Consider the following 12,250-nt stretch of genomic DNA (forward strand, 5'->3'; position numbering starts at 1 on the left):
CTCAAGCACTCATCAAAAGAGGAAAGCCCTTCAAAGCGGCTATGATTGCTCTGGCGCGAAAGATACTCATCACAGCCAATGCACTGCTCAGAGACAATGTTCCATTCAATGCATAAACACAGTTGCCGGATCTTCGCTACGTGCCGCGCAGGATGTTCATGGGAGAACGTGGTGGCCTCTAACAAAAAAGGGCACCTAAAAGGTGCCCTTCCTAATCTCAGCAATTGCTGAAAAGCTTATGCAACAGCTTCTGCTTTTGGCTTGATAAGGCCGCGGTTCACCAGAACCTCAGCGATCTGAACGGTGTTCAGCGCTGCGCCCTTACGCAGGTTATCGGAAACAACCCACATGTTCAGGCCGTTCTCAACGGTCGCGTCTTCACGAATACGGGAAACGTAAGTCGCATCTTCGCCAGCACACTCGTAAGGAGTGACATAGCCGCCGTCTTCACGCTTATCGACAACCAGAATACCCGGCGCTTCGCGCAGCAGGTCCTGAGCTTCTTCAGGAGAAAGTGGGCTGTCCAGTTCCATGTTCACGGACTCGGCATGACCAACAAACACAGGCACGCGAACAGCAGTACAGGTTACCTTGATGGTTGGATCGAGCATTTTCTTGGTCTCAGCCAGAACCTTCCACTCTTCCTTGGTGTAACCATCTTCCATGAACTCATCGATGTGCGGGATCACATTAAACGCAATGCGCTTGGTGAACTGCTGAGGCTCAATCGGGTCGTTTACGAAAACTGCGCGGGTCTGGTTGAACAGCTCATCCATCGCATCTTTACCACCACCAGAAACAGACTGGTAAGTGGAAACAACGAGGCGCTTGATGCCAGCTTTTTCGTGAATTGGCTTAAGTGCAACAACCAGCTGTGCTGTGGAACAGTTCGGGTTCGCGATGATGTTTTTCTTTTTGAAGTCAACAATATCATCGGCGTTCACTTCAGGCACGATCAGCGGAACATCCTGATCATAGCGCCATGCAGAAGAGTTATCGATGACAACACAGCCCTTGGCAGCAATCTTTGGTGCCCACTCTTTTGCAATAGAGCCACCGGCAGACATGAGACAGATATCAACATCGGAGAAATCAAAATTCTCCATCGCTTTAACTTTCAGCGTCTTGTCACCAAAGGAGATTTCTTTGCCCTGAGAGCGGCGAGATGCCAATGCAATCACTTCATCAGCCGGGAAACCACGCTCTGCCAGAATATCCAGCATTTCCGCGCCCACATTGCCGGTAGCACCTGCAATTGCAATCTTATAACCCATTGGTTTTGTCCTCTTCGTCTCCCCCGCTGGCTTCCGGAGGCTGACTGCGCCCGGTGAGCCCTCTGGCGCCCTCCGTCCCGGGGAGAGCGCGGGAAAGAGAGGCACCTTAGACGGTGGTCTTTGTCGTTTTCGTGGTGATTGTCTTGGTAGTTGTTTTAAGCGCAACAGAAGCCATGCGCGCGGTCATCGCACGTTTCATGGTTTTCTTCATGTTGGTCATCGCAAACATCATGCTGCTAAACACTACCTTCAAAATTGATCGCGCAGAACCTGCCTATAACCACATCATTTGTCAACAGGCATATCTCACGCAATTTAAAGTGCGCAACGATCAGTCACCCCAGCGCACCGGGAAACCACGGATTTCAGTCAGTTTTCAGAGAAACACTTAACAATCACCGAAGTAAGGCTGACATAATCTCAAAAATAAGCGTCATCTGCGCGGCAGATGAAATCTGGAGCTGTCCTAAAAATCGCATCAACCATGGCTTGCATGCATCATATGCAGCAACTAGTAATATTTTAAACGCAATTTAATCTTCCGGATCGCTTGCTCTTGAGCTGCATGGTCATGAGCAAACCCAAACTACAACTGGCGACGCAGAATACACAATGAAGTACTCTAAGATATTATCAGCCTTGATTATTAGCCTGACCGTAACCGCGTGTAACTACGAGACTGAAGTTAGCCTATATGCGAGTGACTTGACGAAAGACACAGAAGGCAAACCGATCCTCGCTCCAGTCACGCTCGTGGGCAAAGGAACATTCTCAGAAGACGACTGTGAGAAAATTCGCGGCAAGGTCGAACCAGCTGTCCAACGCTCATTTCAAAACGCAGAGTTCAAAGGTTGCGCAAAAGCTCCGGACGGTATCGATCGCACAGTTTCATTCAGTGCAAGCGTACCTGTTTATGTCGGCTCATGGGAAGACAAAATCGGTTCAAGCGAGTTTAAGGGAGCATATGGGCTGCTCGTGGCTTACGAGCAGGAAATACCAAATATAAAGAAGGTCATGTTCATCAAAGGCGCAAGCTACGATTATTTTGCAAAAGAACTCGACAATGCACTCCCAGGCTCAAAAATGTCCAAAGACGGGGCAGGAATCACACTCGAACTTCATAATGACATGCCCCAGAAAATCACGTTTAGTGGCAGCAACTTCTTCGTAAACGGAACTCCATATGGAAATGTTTTAGTAAATCTTGCGATGACGAAACGCGCTAACATCAAGGTAAAACTTTCAGATGCTGGTGCTCAATATCTCTTCACAAAAGGCTCCGATGTAATCGGTACAATCGACTTCGAACCAAAATAAACGCTTCATTCATCAGCCGATTTTAGAGGCATCCATGGATGCCTCTAAACCACATCCCCAAACGCATTCACGGCCTTCCCGCCAAGCTCAATTTGCCGCAGTTCAGGCACGCAGCTTTCCGAATCCAGTTCAGCTGCCCAGTCCACATCAGCCGCATAGCCATAGTGCGTCAGTTCCTGCCCACTCACGCAGCCCTTTAGCGCACCGAGCAAATCATCAGCACACGAAAGATAACCCGCCCGAGCAATCGAGGCTTCTGGCGACATCGGGCAGTCCAGCATATGCGCAAGTGCACCGCAGGCCAGTTGATCCTCGAAGGCAGGCCGCAAACTGCCATCCGGCCACTTCTCACCCGCAGCAACCAGCAAGACTTTGCCGGAAATCACCTTAAGATAAGCCGCCACCGCTGCTGCATTCCGAAGTGCAGCAGCAAACACCCGCCCTTCTCTTGGCAAAGCAGAAAGCGTCGCACCGTTGGGGCTGGGCAACACCAACACATCGCTAGCCGACAGCCCCATGAGCGTTGGTGGAGACAATGAGAAGCCACCCTCCCGGCGCTTCCCGGCACAAACTCCGCCAATCTCAACAGCCAGCGCTTTCCCCTCATCACGGTCAGCAACGGGCACCACCTTTGCCCCTCTGCCACACGCAACAGAAGTCGCTGTCGAGAAGCTCAGGCAATCAACAATCACAGTCGCAGCAAAGCCATCACTGCTTGCGTTTCGTCCCCATTCCAAATGCACAAAGTCAGCCATAAACAACCTCTAGATGATGTAATTTGTATTTCTCTAAAATTTTCTTTTGAAAGATTTCTCAATGCGTCTCCTTAAGTACTTGCTTGCTCTCTGTATAGTTGCCCCCATCACCGCAATATCAATCATAATCGCAACCAGATACGACTCCTCCCAACCCTACTTCTCCTCAGAATCCTATTGGTTTGCCAAGACGGCAAATATCAAAGAAGTAAGAAAGACTCTCACCCCGTATCTTGTTGCGGAACTGAGAGAACAGAACATGAGTCTCAAGCAGCCTATTTTCCTACGTATTTTCAAAGAAGAGGCTCAGCTAGAGGTTTGGAAACAGCTTAACGGCGTTTACAAGCTCTTCAAAACCTACGACATCTGCTCTTATTCTGGAGAATTAGGACCCAAACTGAAGGAAGGTGACAAGCAAGCGCCTGAAGGATTTTATCAAGTAACAGCGCATCAGCTAAATCCAAAAAGCGTAAACCACCTTGCATTCAATCTCGGTTTCCCAAACGCCTTTGACAAATCCAATAATCGAACCGGATCATTCCTGATGGTTCACGGCAACTGTTTATCAGCAGGCTGTTATGCAATGACTGACAAGGGAATGGAAGAAATTTACTTACTGGTCGAGCATGCCTTACTAAGTGGTCAAAATTCCGTAGCTGTTCATATCTTCCCTTTCCATATGACTGAGGCCAATATGGCTCCCCATGCCAGCAATCGTTGGTTCTCCTACTGGAAAAACTTACAAAAAGGCTACTCTCATTTCAGTCAAAAAGGCGTCCCACCGCAAGTATCTGTTGTCGCAAAGTCTTACGCCTTTAAGTGAAAATTGCTGAAGTCCACAGTCGCAGCATAACCATCACTGCAGGCGTTTCGCCCCCATTCCAAATGCACAAAGTCAGCCATAAACAACCTCAGAATAATAAAATCGTGGGCACCGGAATAAGTGTGCCAATCAATCCTTGCATGGCATCGCGTCTGCACTCAGGTTGAACAGAGCGATCAAAATCACAACGGAATAATGATGGACCTCCTTACTCAATTGCAAGCACTTGCTGCGGATCTCGAACGCTCTCAGCTGTCAGAGGTCTTCAAGTATGCATGGTGGGTCTATCCGGCAATCAACACAGGCCACATCGTTGGGCTCGCGATGCTGTTCGGCTCCCTCGTCCCACTTGACCTGCGCATGATGGGTATGTGGCGCTCCATTCCGCTATACGACCTTGCACGCCCTCTCACGCGCATTGCCCTTCTGGGAGGTCTGATCGCAATCACAACCGGCGTTTTCCTGCTCTCAGTCAAAGCGCAAGTATACGTCAACGCGCCTATATTCTGGGCCAAGTCAGGCTTTTTCACTCTCGCCCTGCTCAACGCACTCTTCCTGCGCTTCAACAAACCGTGGCGCTATCTGGCACAAGTCGACTCTCGCGGAACCATCCCCCGCTTCAAATCCGCTGGCTTCATTTCCCTGTTCAGCTGGCTCGGAGTTCTCATTTGCGGTCGCATGTTTGGGTATCTCTAGTCCGATAAATCAGAGAGATTTCCCATTCTTTGTGGCACAAAAGCTAAGCTAAACATAACGGGCAATACCAATGATCATCCGCACAGAGCTACCATCTGACATCGAAGCAATCCGCAACCTTGTTTACGCAGCTTTCGAAAATCATCCACACCATGAACCCGGCGCAAAGCCAACCGAGCACCTGATCATCGACCAGCTGCGCACGAATGGTGAACTGACACTGTCACTCATTGGAGGGCAAGCTGGCGGCATGGTAGGGCATATCGCCTTCTCTCCAGTAACCATCGATGGTGAGGATAAGGGCTGGTATGGTCTTGGCCCAGTGGCCTTTGCTCCGAAACATCAAGGCAAGGGCTTTGGCTCAGCCCTGATCATGGAAGGAATGCAGCAAATCAAGCAGATTGGTGCCAAAGGTGTCGTTTTGCTTGGGGAGCCGGACTATTACAGCCGCTTCGGCTTTCAACAAACAGAAGACCTCGTCTTCCCCGGCGTGCCAGCGCAGTACTTTATGCAGCACACCTTTGAGGGAGAGACACCAACAGGCACTCTCGCTTATTCCGCAGCCTTCGCAGCAAGCTAATATGATGAAGAATTACGGCTACTCATCACAATTGTCGGGCAGGGCCTGGCTCAAAGGCTTATCCGTTGGCTTCAACTCAGCCTTGTTAATCGCAATGGGTGAGTAAGGCGGATCGGTAATCGTACCCGGCACAACCATATGTAAAACATAGCAGCCCGCATAAACCTGCGAAGTGCCGTCGGAAAGGTGCGTTTCAATCGCTACCGGAAGCGGCCAATAGAGCTGGCTCATGCCTGCATCTGGCTGAGTAGACCCATAGCGCAGCTGCACAGACTCCGTTGTTCGAAACCCTTCTTTCCACTCCTCAAAGTTCTTAGGTGGGGTGTTGAAGTAGCTATACGCCTGCACATACTCTTTGCGGTTGATAGCATTATAATAGCTTTCAATCACCGCTTGGGGTGTGCTGCGGTCATCCATGTAAGGAATGCCATCAAACACCAGGGCATTGGCGCTTGATGCGCCACAAACCGCCAGTATTGCGCAGGCTCCAGCGAGCCTGTTTCGATTGAACATGGTTGTGTCCTGTTACGTTTTTAAATCACACAACCAAGTTCAACAAAGACAAGCTAATGCAGGTTTAAACCACTCACTGTGCTCTCATATAGACCGCTTCGTTGGTAAACGAACCAGCATCCAACAGGTGTACAGTTTGATAAACCGTGAGCTGAGAACCGTCTTCATTCAGCTCGCGCTTGGCAACCATAATGCTTAGTCCGCCGCGCTTTGCTTCAGAAACCAGATCTCCATCCGTGTTCAAAGAGAGGGAAAGCGTATCCGCAAACGGGTTTTGCGGCATAGGGCGATCTTCCCCATCAGGAATGCCTGAGAAGTTGGCCTCAACTGTCTCGCCTTCGCCTTCAACGGTTTTCATGAAGAAACCGATCTCGCCATTCTTCTCGACAATTTTCAAACTGCCGCCCCAAGGCACAGAACCTTGCTCATAGTTTGAGGTATCAGGATCCAGAATCCAGGTTCCGAGGAAGGGTCTTAAACGTTCATCCATGCTCTGTCTTTCAGCAATGCTTCTCAAAATTTGTCTTGGCTCAGGCTTATGCCGCACACGGGTTTTTCGCGCAACCAAATCACACAGCTAACTCCCGTGATTAACATCCAGTGGCCAAACTGCCAAAAAACCAATCTTAAAGCAGCAGGCACATCTAACGGAACCTTTGCGCTCTTCGCTGACAATCACAAGCAAAAGAACTCATTCAGGAGGCCTCATGCTCAAGCGTATTGCCAGCAAACCGATTGCCTTTCTCAAGATCAGCTTAGCCCTGCTCGCTTTTGTTCTTCAGCCAATGGCGGCAAATGCCTGCACCAGCTTCGTCCTGTCCACCGTCGACAACATCAAAATGTATGGCCGTACGATGGAGTTCGGCAAGCAAATTCCTACTAAAGTTGGTCTCATCCCACGCGGTTACAAGTTCCAGTCCCAAATCAATGATGAGCCGGGTTACAGCTGGACTGGCAAAATTGCAGTCATTGGCGCCAGCATCTTCGACAGCCCGGCCTTGGTGGATGGCATGAATGAGTACGGCCTGTCTGGCGGCGCCCTCTACTTTCCCGGATTTGCGGGATTCAAAAATCCATCCAATGATGCAGCTCAGCGCGCCAAGGAAATCAATCAGATAGACTTCCTCTCCTGGTTGCTTTCAACCTTCAAAACAGTCGAAGAAATCAAAGTCAATCTGGATCAGATCTCACTCGTTGGAACCTTCTACGCGAGCATGGATGAAATCCCACCGCTCCACTACACCCTGCATGATGCAGCTGGCTTTTCTATCGTCATAGAGCCCATAAATGGTGAGCTGAAAGTCTACGATAATCCCTACACCGTGCTCACCAACTCGCCAGACTTCGAATGGCATGTCCAGAACATCCGCAACTACCTGTTCCTCTCTCCATTCAACATCAGATCAACCGAAATTATGGGACAGGAACTCACTCCCTTCGGTCAGGGCTCAGGCTTGCTCGGCATTCCGGGTGATCCAACCCCACCCTCCCGGTTTATCCGCGCATTGGGCTTGATCTCCACCATTGATAGCACTGAACTAAACAAGGGGCGGCTCGTGACCATGGAGCATGTTCTGAACAACTTCGACATTCCAAAAGGCTTTGTGAGGCCTGCAATTTCTCCAGTGGAGCAGGAACAAGAAGCCAACGACTACACCCAGTGGTCAACGATTGCCGACATCGAAAACAAGATCTACTACATCAAAACCTACGAGAACCCGACCCTGCATGGCGTGAGTTTTGAAGACTTCGATGTCACAGGACCACAAATACAATACGTGAACCTGCCAAGCCCCAAACCCACTCAGCCGCTGCTGCCACCAATGCAATAAAAAACAGGGCTCCCGAACCAACGGAAGCCCTGTTTCAAATTTTTAAACTCTGACTTGCCAGCTTATGCTGAAACACCTGCAAGAGCAGTCAGTTCAGCAACAATGGCATCGCCCATTTGTGCGGTGGTAATGGTTGCTTCGCCATCCTTCGCAATGTCTTTTGTGCGCAGACCTTTGTCCAGCGCATTGGAGATTGCTTTTTCAACCATGTCGGCCTCTGCAATCTTCTGGAAGGAGTAGCGCAGCGCCATAGCAAAACTTGCAATCATTGCAATTGGGTTAGCAGCACCTGTACCAGAAATGTCTGGAGCAGAACCATGTACTGGCTCATAAAGAGCTTTACGCTTTCCGGTAGTTTCATCAGGCGCGCCCAATGATGCGGAAGGCAGCATACCCAGAGAACCAGTCAGCATCGCCGCAACATCAGACAGCATGTCACCAAACAGGTTGTCCGTTACAATAACGTCAAACTGCTTTGGCCAACGCACCAGCTGCATGCCGCCAGCATCTGCCAGCATGTGGTCCAGCTCAACATCAGCGTAGTTTGCTTTGTGTGTGGCAGTTACAACCTCATTCCAAAGCACGCCGGACTTCATCACATTGCGCTTTTCCATGGAACAGACTTTGTTGTCACGGGTGCGTGCAAGGTCAAAGGCAACACCAGCAATACGCTCAATCTCGTAGCTGTCGTAAACCTGCGTGTCGATACCGCGCTTCTGGCCGTTGTCCAGATCGATGATCTCTTTCGGCTCACCGAAGTAAACACCACCGGTCAGTTCGCGAACGATCAGAATGTCCAATCCTTCGATGACATCCGGCTTCAAGGAAGACGCGTCAGCCAGCGCTGGATAGCAAATCGCAGGGCGAAGGTTTGCAAACAGGCCAAGGTCTTTACGCAGGCGCAGCAAACCAGCTTCAGGGCGCACCTCATAAGGTACGTCGTCCCATTTAGGGCCGCCAACAGCACCAAAGATAACAGCATCAGCTGCCTGCGCTTTCGCCATATCTTCTTCAGAAATGGAAACGCCGTGTGCGTCGTAGGCACTACCACCAACAAGGCCTTCGTCATACTCGTAAGTATCTTCGCCCTGCTCGTTGAGCCAAGCGATAACCTTTTTCACCTCCTCCATGATTTCAGGACCAATTCCGTCACCAGGAAGAAGCAAGAGCTTGTTGGATGCCATGGGTCAATATCCCCGTATTCTATAAATTGAAGTTGACCATTTGTGCCGCCTCACACCAGTCATTGCAAGGTTCAATATTTCAACGAAAATGGATGGGTGCTCAACTATTGCCACGCAGACAGGTTTCTTTAATCCCACTATGCTAGGTTTCTGAGACTGAGAGTCGAAAGTTCTAAGGCACTGCAAAATATGCATAACTTGTTAGTCATAGGCGGATCGGGCTTCGTGGGTGCGTCTCTCATCCCGGCGCTACTTTCGAAGGGATATAATGTAACCCTGCTCAACAGAGGCACACGCCCTGTTCCGGGAACCAGGCAGTTGGTTGCAGACAGAAACGATCCCTTTGCCATGCAGCAGATCACCGATAAATTTGAAGCGGTAATCGATACAAGCGCTTATACGCGAGAGCAGTCGAGGATTGCATTCAACACCTTCGGCATCCATGCCAAAAAGTGGATTCATCTCTCCAGCGCAGCGGTTTACAAAGAAACCAAAGGGCACTTACCGAGCGAAAAAGACCCGATCGGTGGAGCGTCTGTGTGGGGTGTTTATGGCAGAGACAAATCTGAAGCCGATCACTTCCTGCTGAATCAAGAACATACGCCTGCCGTCGCCATCCGCCCGCCTTACCTGTATGGCCCCAACAACGATATTGACCGAGAGCAATTTGTTTGGGCGCGTGCTTTAACAGAACGCCCGATCATCTTGCCCGGTGATGGCCAGACCAAACTGCAGTTTCTGCATGAAGAAGATCTCGCCAGCTTCATTCTTTATTTGCTGGCTATGCATGCCATGCCGACCGAAGCCGTCAATCTGGCCGACCCGCATATCCTGACCATCGAAAAGTGGGTGAAGATGCTCTGCAGTATTGCGGAAATCGAGCCGGAAATTCTCTATGGGAGTCACATGGCCCCCGGCATCCCGGCTCGCGAGTATTTCCCCTTCCGCGACTACGATTGCGCGCTAGATGTAACCAGATATCTGGAAAACTTCGACTGGCAGCCGCACTACAAACTGCGGGAAGGTTTTACGCACACCTTCAAAAGCCACAGCAAAGAGGAGCTCGCCAAAAGCTCCCCTCCGACTTTCGCTGAAAAGGCGATTGAGTACTAAGCAAGAGAGCGGTTACTGGTATCGCCCGTGCCGCTCCAGCATCTCAATTCGGTAGCCATCGGGATCAGTTACAAAGAAGAACCGTGCCAGCAACTTGTCTTCCACGAAGAACTCTTTGATGTCCTCAGGTGCAAGCCCTTCCTCCTGAAAGCGCTTATGCTCAGCAGCAAGTCCATCCACACAAAACGCGATGTGGCCGTAACCGTCACCTAAGGAGTACGGTTCGCTGCGGTCTTTGTTGACAGTGAGCTCAACCTCAAAATCATTTTCAGCATTGCGCAGATAAACCAGTGTGAAGCTGTCAAAATCCAGTCGCTCAGCAACCTCCAGACCAAACGCCTTGCGGTAAAACGCAAGCGAACGCTCTTCATCCAAAACCCGGATCATCATGTGAATTGCTTTTGCCATGGAAGGACCTCTCAGCAGAATTGACTGCAAGAGGAGTAGGTCGCGCAAGCTACCCCCGTCAACCGCAACACGACACAAATTCAAACTGCCATATACCAGTTCACAAATCTTGCTCAATTGAGCGCATCCACTTGCAGTAAAAATGCACTCCACCTATGATCGCGGTGTGGTTAGGACACCCGCCGCTCGCAAGCATACCGCTCTGGTGAAGCTCCATATTTTCTGCATCAAACCGCATAATTTCAGCGGTTTACTGGCAACGCGAGCTCCAGCATTTTCCCGCTTCTGAACTGAAAGCAGTTTTGATGTCTGACGTTTCTTCTTCCAAACCGGACAATATTTTTCTGTCCGGCTCCATACCTATACTCTTTGCAAAAACCGCAATCCCCCTCAGCCTTGTCATGATGGTCAACGGCTTGCACACGGTCGTCGACGCCTATTTTCTGGGAACCTATGTGGGTACACAGGCCCTGACTGGCGTCACACTCATGTTCCCTCTCTTCATGATCTTGGTTTCCCTGTTCACGCTCGTGTCCAACGGTTTCGCCAGCATCTACGCAAGGGCCTTTGGCGCCAACAACCACCGCATCGCAAAGAAGATCATCGACAGCGCAATCGCCCTCGCATTGATCGTCTGCGGCAGCCTTATAGTGAGCTTTCTGGTCGCAGGATTTCAGCTCGCTCTGTTCCTGACCAACGGCTCTGACGAACTAGCTCGTATTGGCTATCAATACATGGCGATCCTCATTCTGGGTTCACCGCTAGGGTTCGTCCTATCCATCAACATCGACAGGCTCCGTTGTGAGGGACTACTGCCCCTCATGACAGTCATCACCCTGAGTTCTGCATTCCTGAACATCTTCTTTGATTGGCTCTATGTGGTTCAATTCGGCTGGGGCGTGGCCGGCTCTGCTTATGGAACATTGACAGCACAGTTGATTTCCCTAGTTGTGCTGGTCGTCTACTACACATCCAAACGCGGGAAACTTTCCTTCCTGAACTGGCGACCAGTGAGCTTCCAATGGAAATCCCTCATCGCCCTTGGTGTCCCCCAAAGCCTTGGCTATACGGGTGTTTCTCTGGCTGCAGCCGTCACGCTGTTTGCAATTCAGCTTTGGGCCGGAAGCAACTATGAAGTCACCGCTGGAGCCTATGGCATCATCACCAGAATGATGACCTTCACGTTCCTGCCTCTGCTGGGTCTCAGCATGGCGCTGCAATCCATTTCAGGAAACAACTACGGCGCCCAAAAGCACGACAGAACTGCACAAACCCTGAAAATCGCGATCATAATCTCGCTCATCTATTGCGGTGGAGTTCAGGCAATCTACTTCCTGTTCAGCTCCCAACTGGGCGCGATCTTTGTCGATGATGCAGCCACAATTGCAGACGTCGAACGCATCATCCCAATCGTGTCTATGATGTTCTTTCTGTCTGGTCCGTTGATGATGGTAGGCACATTCTTTCAGGCAATCGGTGACGCTGCCCGCGCAGGTATTCTGATGCTGGCCAAAACCTACCTGTTCGCAGTCCCGCTTACTCTCATCCTGCCTTATGCAATGGGAGAAGCCGGTATTTGGTACGCCAGTGTGTTCTCCGAGGTTCTGCTACTGGGGCTCACCTTTGTCATCGTGTTTGCCCACAAACGAGCCGCCGCTCCGGCTACAGTTCTCGCGAATACATAACCAACCAGCCCTCGCATACGCATCAAAGTATGCGAGGGGCACAAGTTTGTCGGCAACCTGTACCAAACAA

The 12,250-nt window shown here is 50.5% G+C and carries 14 protein-coding genes; 8 read left to right on the forward strand and 6 right to left on the reverse strand.

Annotation, left to right across the window (positions count from 1 at the left end):
• Positions 1 to 236: 236 nt before the first annotated feature.
• A complete protein-coding gene (locus tag PsAD26_RS27855) occupies positions 237 to 1,274 on the reverse strand; it encodes an aspartate-semialdehyde dehydrogenase (RefSeq protein ID WP_063290352.1) in 1,038 nt (345 codons plus the stop codon).
• Positions 1,275 to 1,387: 113 nt separating this feature from the next.
• Here PsAD26_RS27855 and PsAD26_RS27860 point away from each other — a divergent pair, with 113 nt between their 5' ends.
• A complete protein-coding gene (locus PsAD26_RS27860; RefSeq protein WP_063290353.1) occupies positions 1,388 to 1,666 on the forward strand; it encodes a hypothetical protein in 279 nt (92 codons plus the stop codon).
• Between the two features lie 220 nt (positions 1,667 to 1,886).
• Positions 1,887 to 2,591: a hypothetical protein gene (locus PsAD26_RS27865; RefSeq protein WP_063313001.1), complete on the forward strand. Its 705-nt coding sequence runs from the start codon at positions 1,887 to 1,889 to the stop codon at positions 2,589 to 2,591.
• 44 nt (positions 2,592 to 2,635) lie between these two features.
• Here the strand turns inward: PsAD26_RS27865 and PsAD26_RS27870 are convergent, their stop codons facing one another.
• Positions 2,636 to 3,346, reverse strand: a complete 711-nt coding sequence (locus tag PsAD26_RS27870; RefSeq protein ID WP_063313002.1) for a 2-phosphosulfolactate phosphatase — start codon at positions 3,344 to 3,346, stop codon at positions 2,636 to 2,638.
• Between the two features lie 259 nt (positions 3,347 to 3,605).
• Here PsAD26_RS27870 and PsAD26_RS27875 point away from each other — a divergent pair, with 259 nt between their 5' ends.
• The 3 genes from PsAD26_RS27875 to PsAD26_RS27885 all read left to right on the forward strand — a co-directional run bounded on the left by PsAD26_RS27875 (position 3,606) and on the right by PsAD26_RS27885 (position 5,445).
• Complete coding sequence (locus PsAD26_RS27875; protein WP_208985915.1) at positions 3,606 to 4,169, forward strand: murein L,D-transpeptidase family protein; 564 nt, start codon at positions 3,606 to 3,608, stop codon at positions 4,167 to 4,169.
• 198 nt (positions 4,170 to 4,367) lie between these two features.
• Entirely contained in the window at positions 4,368 to 4,865 is a 498-nt protein-coding gene (locus PsAD26_RS27880) for a hypothetical protein (protein WP_208985916.1), read from the forward strand.
• A 70-nt stretch (positions 4,866 to 4,935) separates the two neighbouring features.
• Positions 4,936 to 5,445, forward strand: a complete 510-nt coding sequence (locus tag PsAD26_RS27885; protein WP_063313004.1) for an N-acetyltransferase — start codon at positions 4,936 to 4,938, stop codon at positions 5,443 to 5,445.
• Between the two features lie 18 nt (positions 5,446 to 5,463).
• Here PsAD26_RS27885 and PsAD26_RS27890 read toward each other — a convergent pair whose 3' ends face one another.
• On the reverse strand, positions 5,464 to 5,958 hold the full coding sequence (locus tag PsAD26_RS27890; RefSeq protein ID WP_063313005.1) for a hypothetical protein: 495 nt from the start codon (positions 5,956 to 5,958) through the stop codon (positions 5,464 to 5,466).
• A gap of 73 nt (positions 5,959 to 6,031) precedes the next feature.
• Positions 6,032 to 6,448: a hypothetical protein gene (locus PsAD26_RS27895; RefSeq protein ID WP_063313006.1), complete on the reverse strand. Its 417-nt coding sequence runs from the start codon at positions 6,446 to 6,448 to the stop codon at positions 6,032 to 6,034.
• 217 nt (positions 6,449 to 6,665) lie between these two features.
• On the opposite strand from PsAD26_RS27895, the gene PsAD26_RS27900 reads away from it, so the two are divergent.
• Entirely contained in the window at positions 6,666 to 7,790 is a 1,125-nt protein-coding gene (locus tag PsAD26_RS27900; RefSeq protein ID WP_063313007.1) for a choloylglycine hydrolase family protein, read from the forward strand.
• A 62-nt stretch (positions 7,791 to 7,852) separates the two neighbouring features.
• Here PsAD26_RS27900 and leuB read toward each other — a convergent pair whose 3' ends face one another.
• Positions 7,853 to 8,974 carry a 3-isopropylmalate dehydrogenase gene (gene leuB / locus PsAD26_RS27905; RefSeq protein ID WP_063313008.1) on the reverse strand — a complete coding sequence of 374 codons (1,122 nt, stop codon included), beginning with the start codon at positions 8,972 to 8,974 and terminating at the stop codon, positions 7,853 to 7,855.
• A 189-nt stretch (positions 8,975 to 9,163) separates the two neighbouring features.
• Here leuB and PsAD26_RS27910 point away from each other — a divergent pair, with 189 nt between their 5' ends.
• Positions 9,164 to 10,087: an NAD-dependent epimerase/dehydratase family protein gene (locus PsAD26_RS27910; RefSeq protein WP_084403860.1), complete on the forward strand. Its 924-nt coding sequence runs from the start codon at positions 9,164 to 9,166 to the stop codon at positions 10,085 to 10,087.
• A 12-nt stretch (positions 10,088 to 10,099) separates the two neighbouring features.
• Here the strand turns inward: PsAD26_RS27910 and PsAD26_RS27915 are convergent, their stop codons facing one another.
• On the reverse strand, positions 10,100 to 10,495 hold the full coding sequence (locus PsAD26_RS27915) for a VOC family protein (protein WP_063313009.1): 396 nt from the start codon (positions 10,493 to 10,495) through the stop codon (positions 10,100 to 10,102).
• A gap of 305 nt (positions 10,496 to 10,800) precedes the next feature.
• Here PsAD26_RS27915 and PsAD26_RS27920 point away from each other — a divergent pair, with 305 nt between their 5' ends.
• Entirely contained in the window at positions 10,801 to 12,180 is a 1,380-nt protein-coding gene (locus PsAD26_RS27920; protein ID WP_063313010.1) for an MATE family efflux transporter, read from the forward strand.
• Positions 12,181 to 12,250 lie beyond the last annotated feature (70 nt).

The organism is Pseudovibrio sp. Ad26, from assembly GCF_001623285.1.
Taxonomy (GTDB): Bacteria; Pseudomonadota; Alphaproteobacteria; order Rhizobiales; family Stappiaceae; genus Pseudovibrio; species Pseudovibrio ascidiaceicola.

Coding starts and splice junctions, on each gene's coding strand:
- PsAD26_RS27865 (WP_063313001.1), top strand. CDS start 1,887: ATGAAGTACTCTAAGATATTATCAGCCTTGATTATTAGCCTGACCGTA.
- PsAD26_RS27870 (WP_063313002.1), bottom strand. CDS start 3,346: ATGGCTGACTTTGTGCATTTGGAATGGGGACGAAACGCAAGCAGTGAT.
- PsAD26_RS27920 (WP_063313010.1), top strand. CDS start 10,801: ATGTCTGACGTTTCTTCTTCCAAACCGGACAATATTTTTCTGTCCGGC.
- PsAD26_RS27880 (WP_208985916.1), top strand. CDS start 4,368: ATGGACCTCCTTACTCAATTGCAAGCACTTGCTGCGGATCTCGAACGC.
- PsAD26_RS27900 (WP_063313007.1), top strand. CDS start 6,666: ATGCTCAAGCGTATTGCCAGCAAACCGATTGCCTTTCTCAAGATCAGC.
- PsAD26_RS27875 (WP_208985915.1), top strand. CDS start 3,606: ATGAGTCTCAAGCAGCCTATTTTCCTACGTATTTTCAAAGAAGAGGCT.
- PsAD26_RS27895 (WP_063313006.1), bottom strand. CDS start 6,448: ATGGATGAACGTTTAAGACCCTTCCTCGGAACCTGGATTCTGGATCCT.
- leuB (WP_063313008.1), bottom strand. CDS start 8,974: ATGGCATCCAACAAGCTCTTGCTTCTTCCTGGTGACGGAATTGGTCCT.
- PsAD26_RS27915 (WP_063313009.1), bottom strand. CDS start 10,495: ATGGCAAAAGCAATTCACATGATGATCCGGGTTTTGGATGAAGAGCGT.
- PsAD26_RS27855 (WP_063290352.1), bottom strand. CDS start 1,274: ATGGGTTATAAGATTGCAATTGCAGGTGCTACCGGCAATGTGGGCGCG.
- PsAD26_RS27885 (WP_063313004.1), top strand. CDS start 4,936: ATGATCATCCGCACAGAGCTACCATCTGACATCGAAGCAATCCGCAAC.
- PsAD26_RS27910 (WP_084403860.1), top strand. CDS start 9,164: ATGCATAACTTGTTAGTCATAGGCGGATCGGGCTTCGTGGGTGCGTCT.
- PsAD26_RS27890 (WP_063313005.1), bottom strand. CDS start 5,958: ATGTTCAATCGAAACAGGCTCGCTGGAGCCTGCGCAATACTGGCGGTT.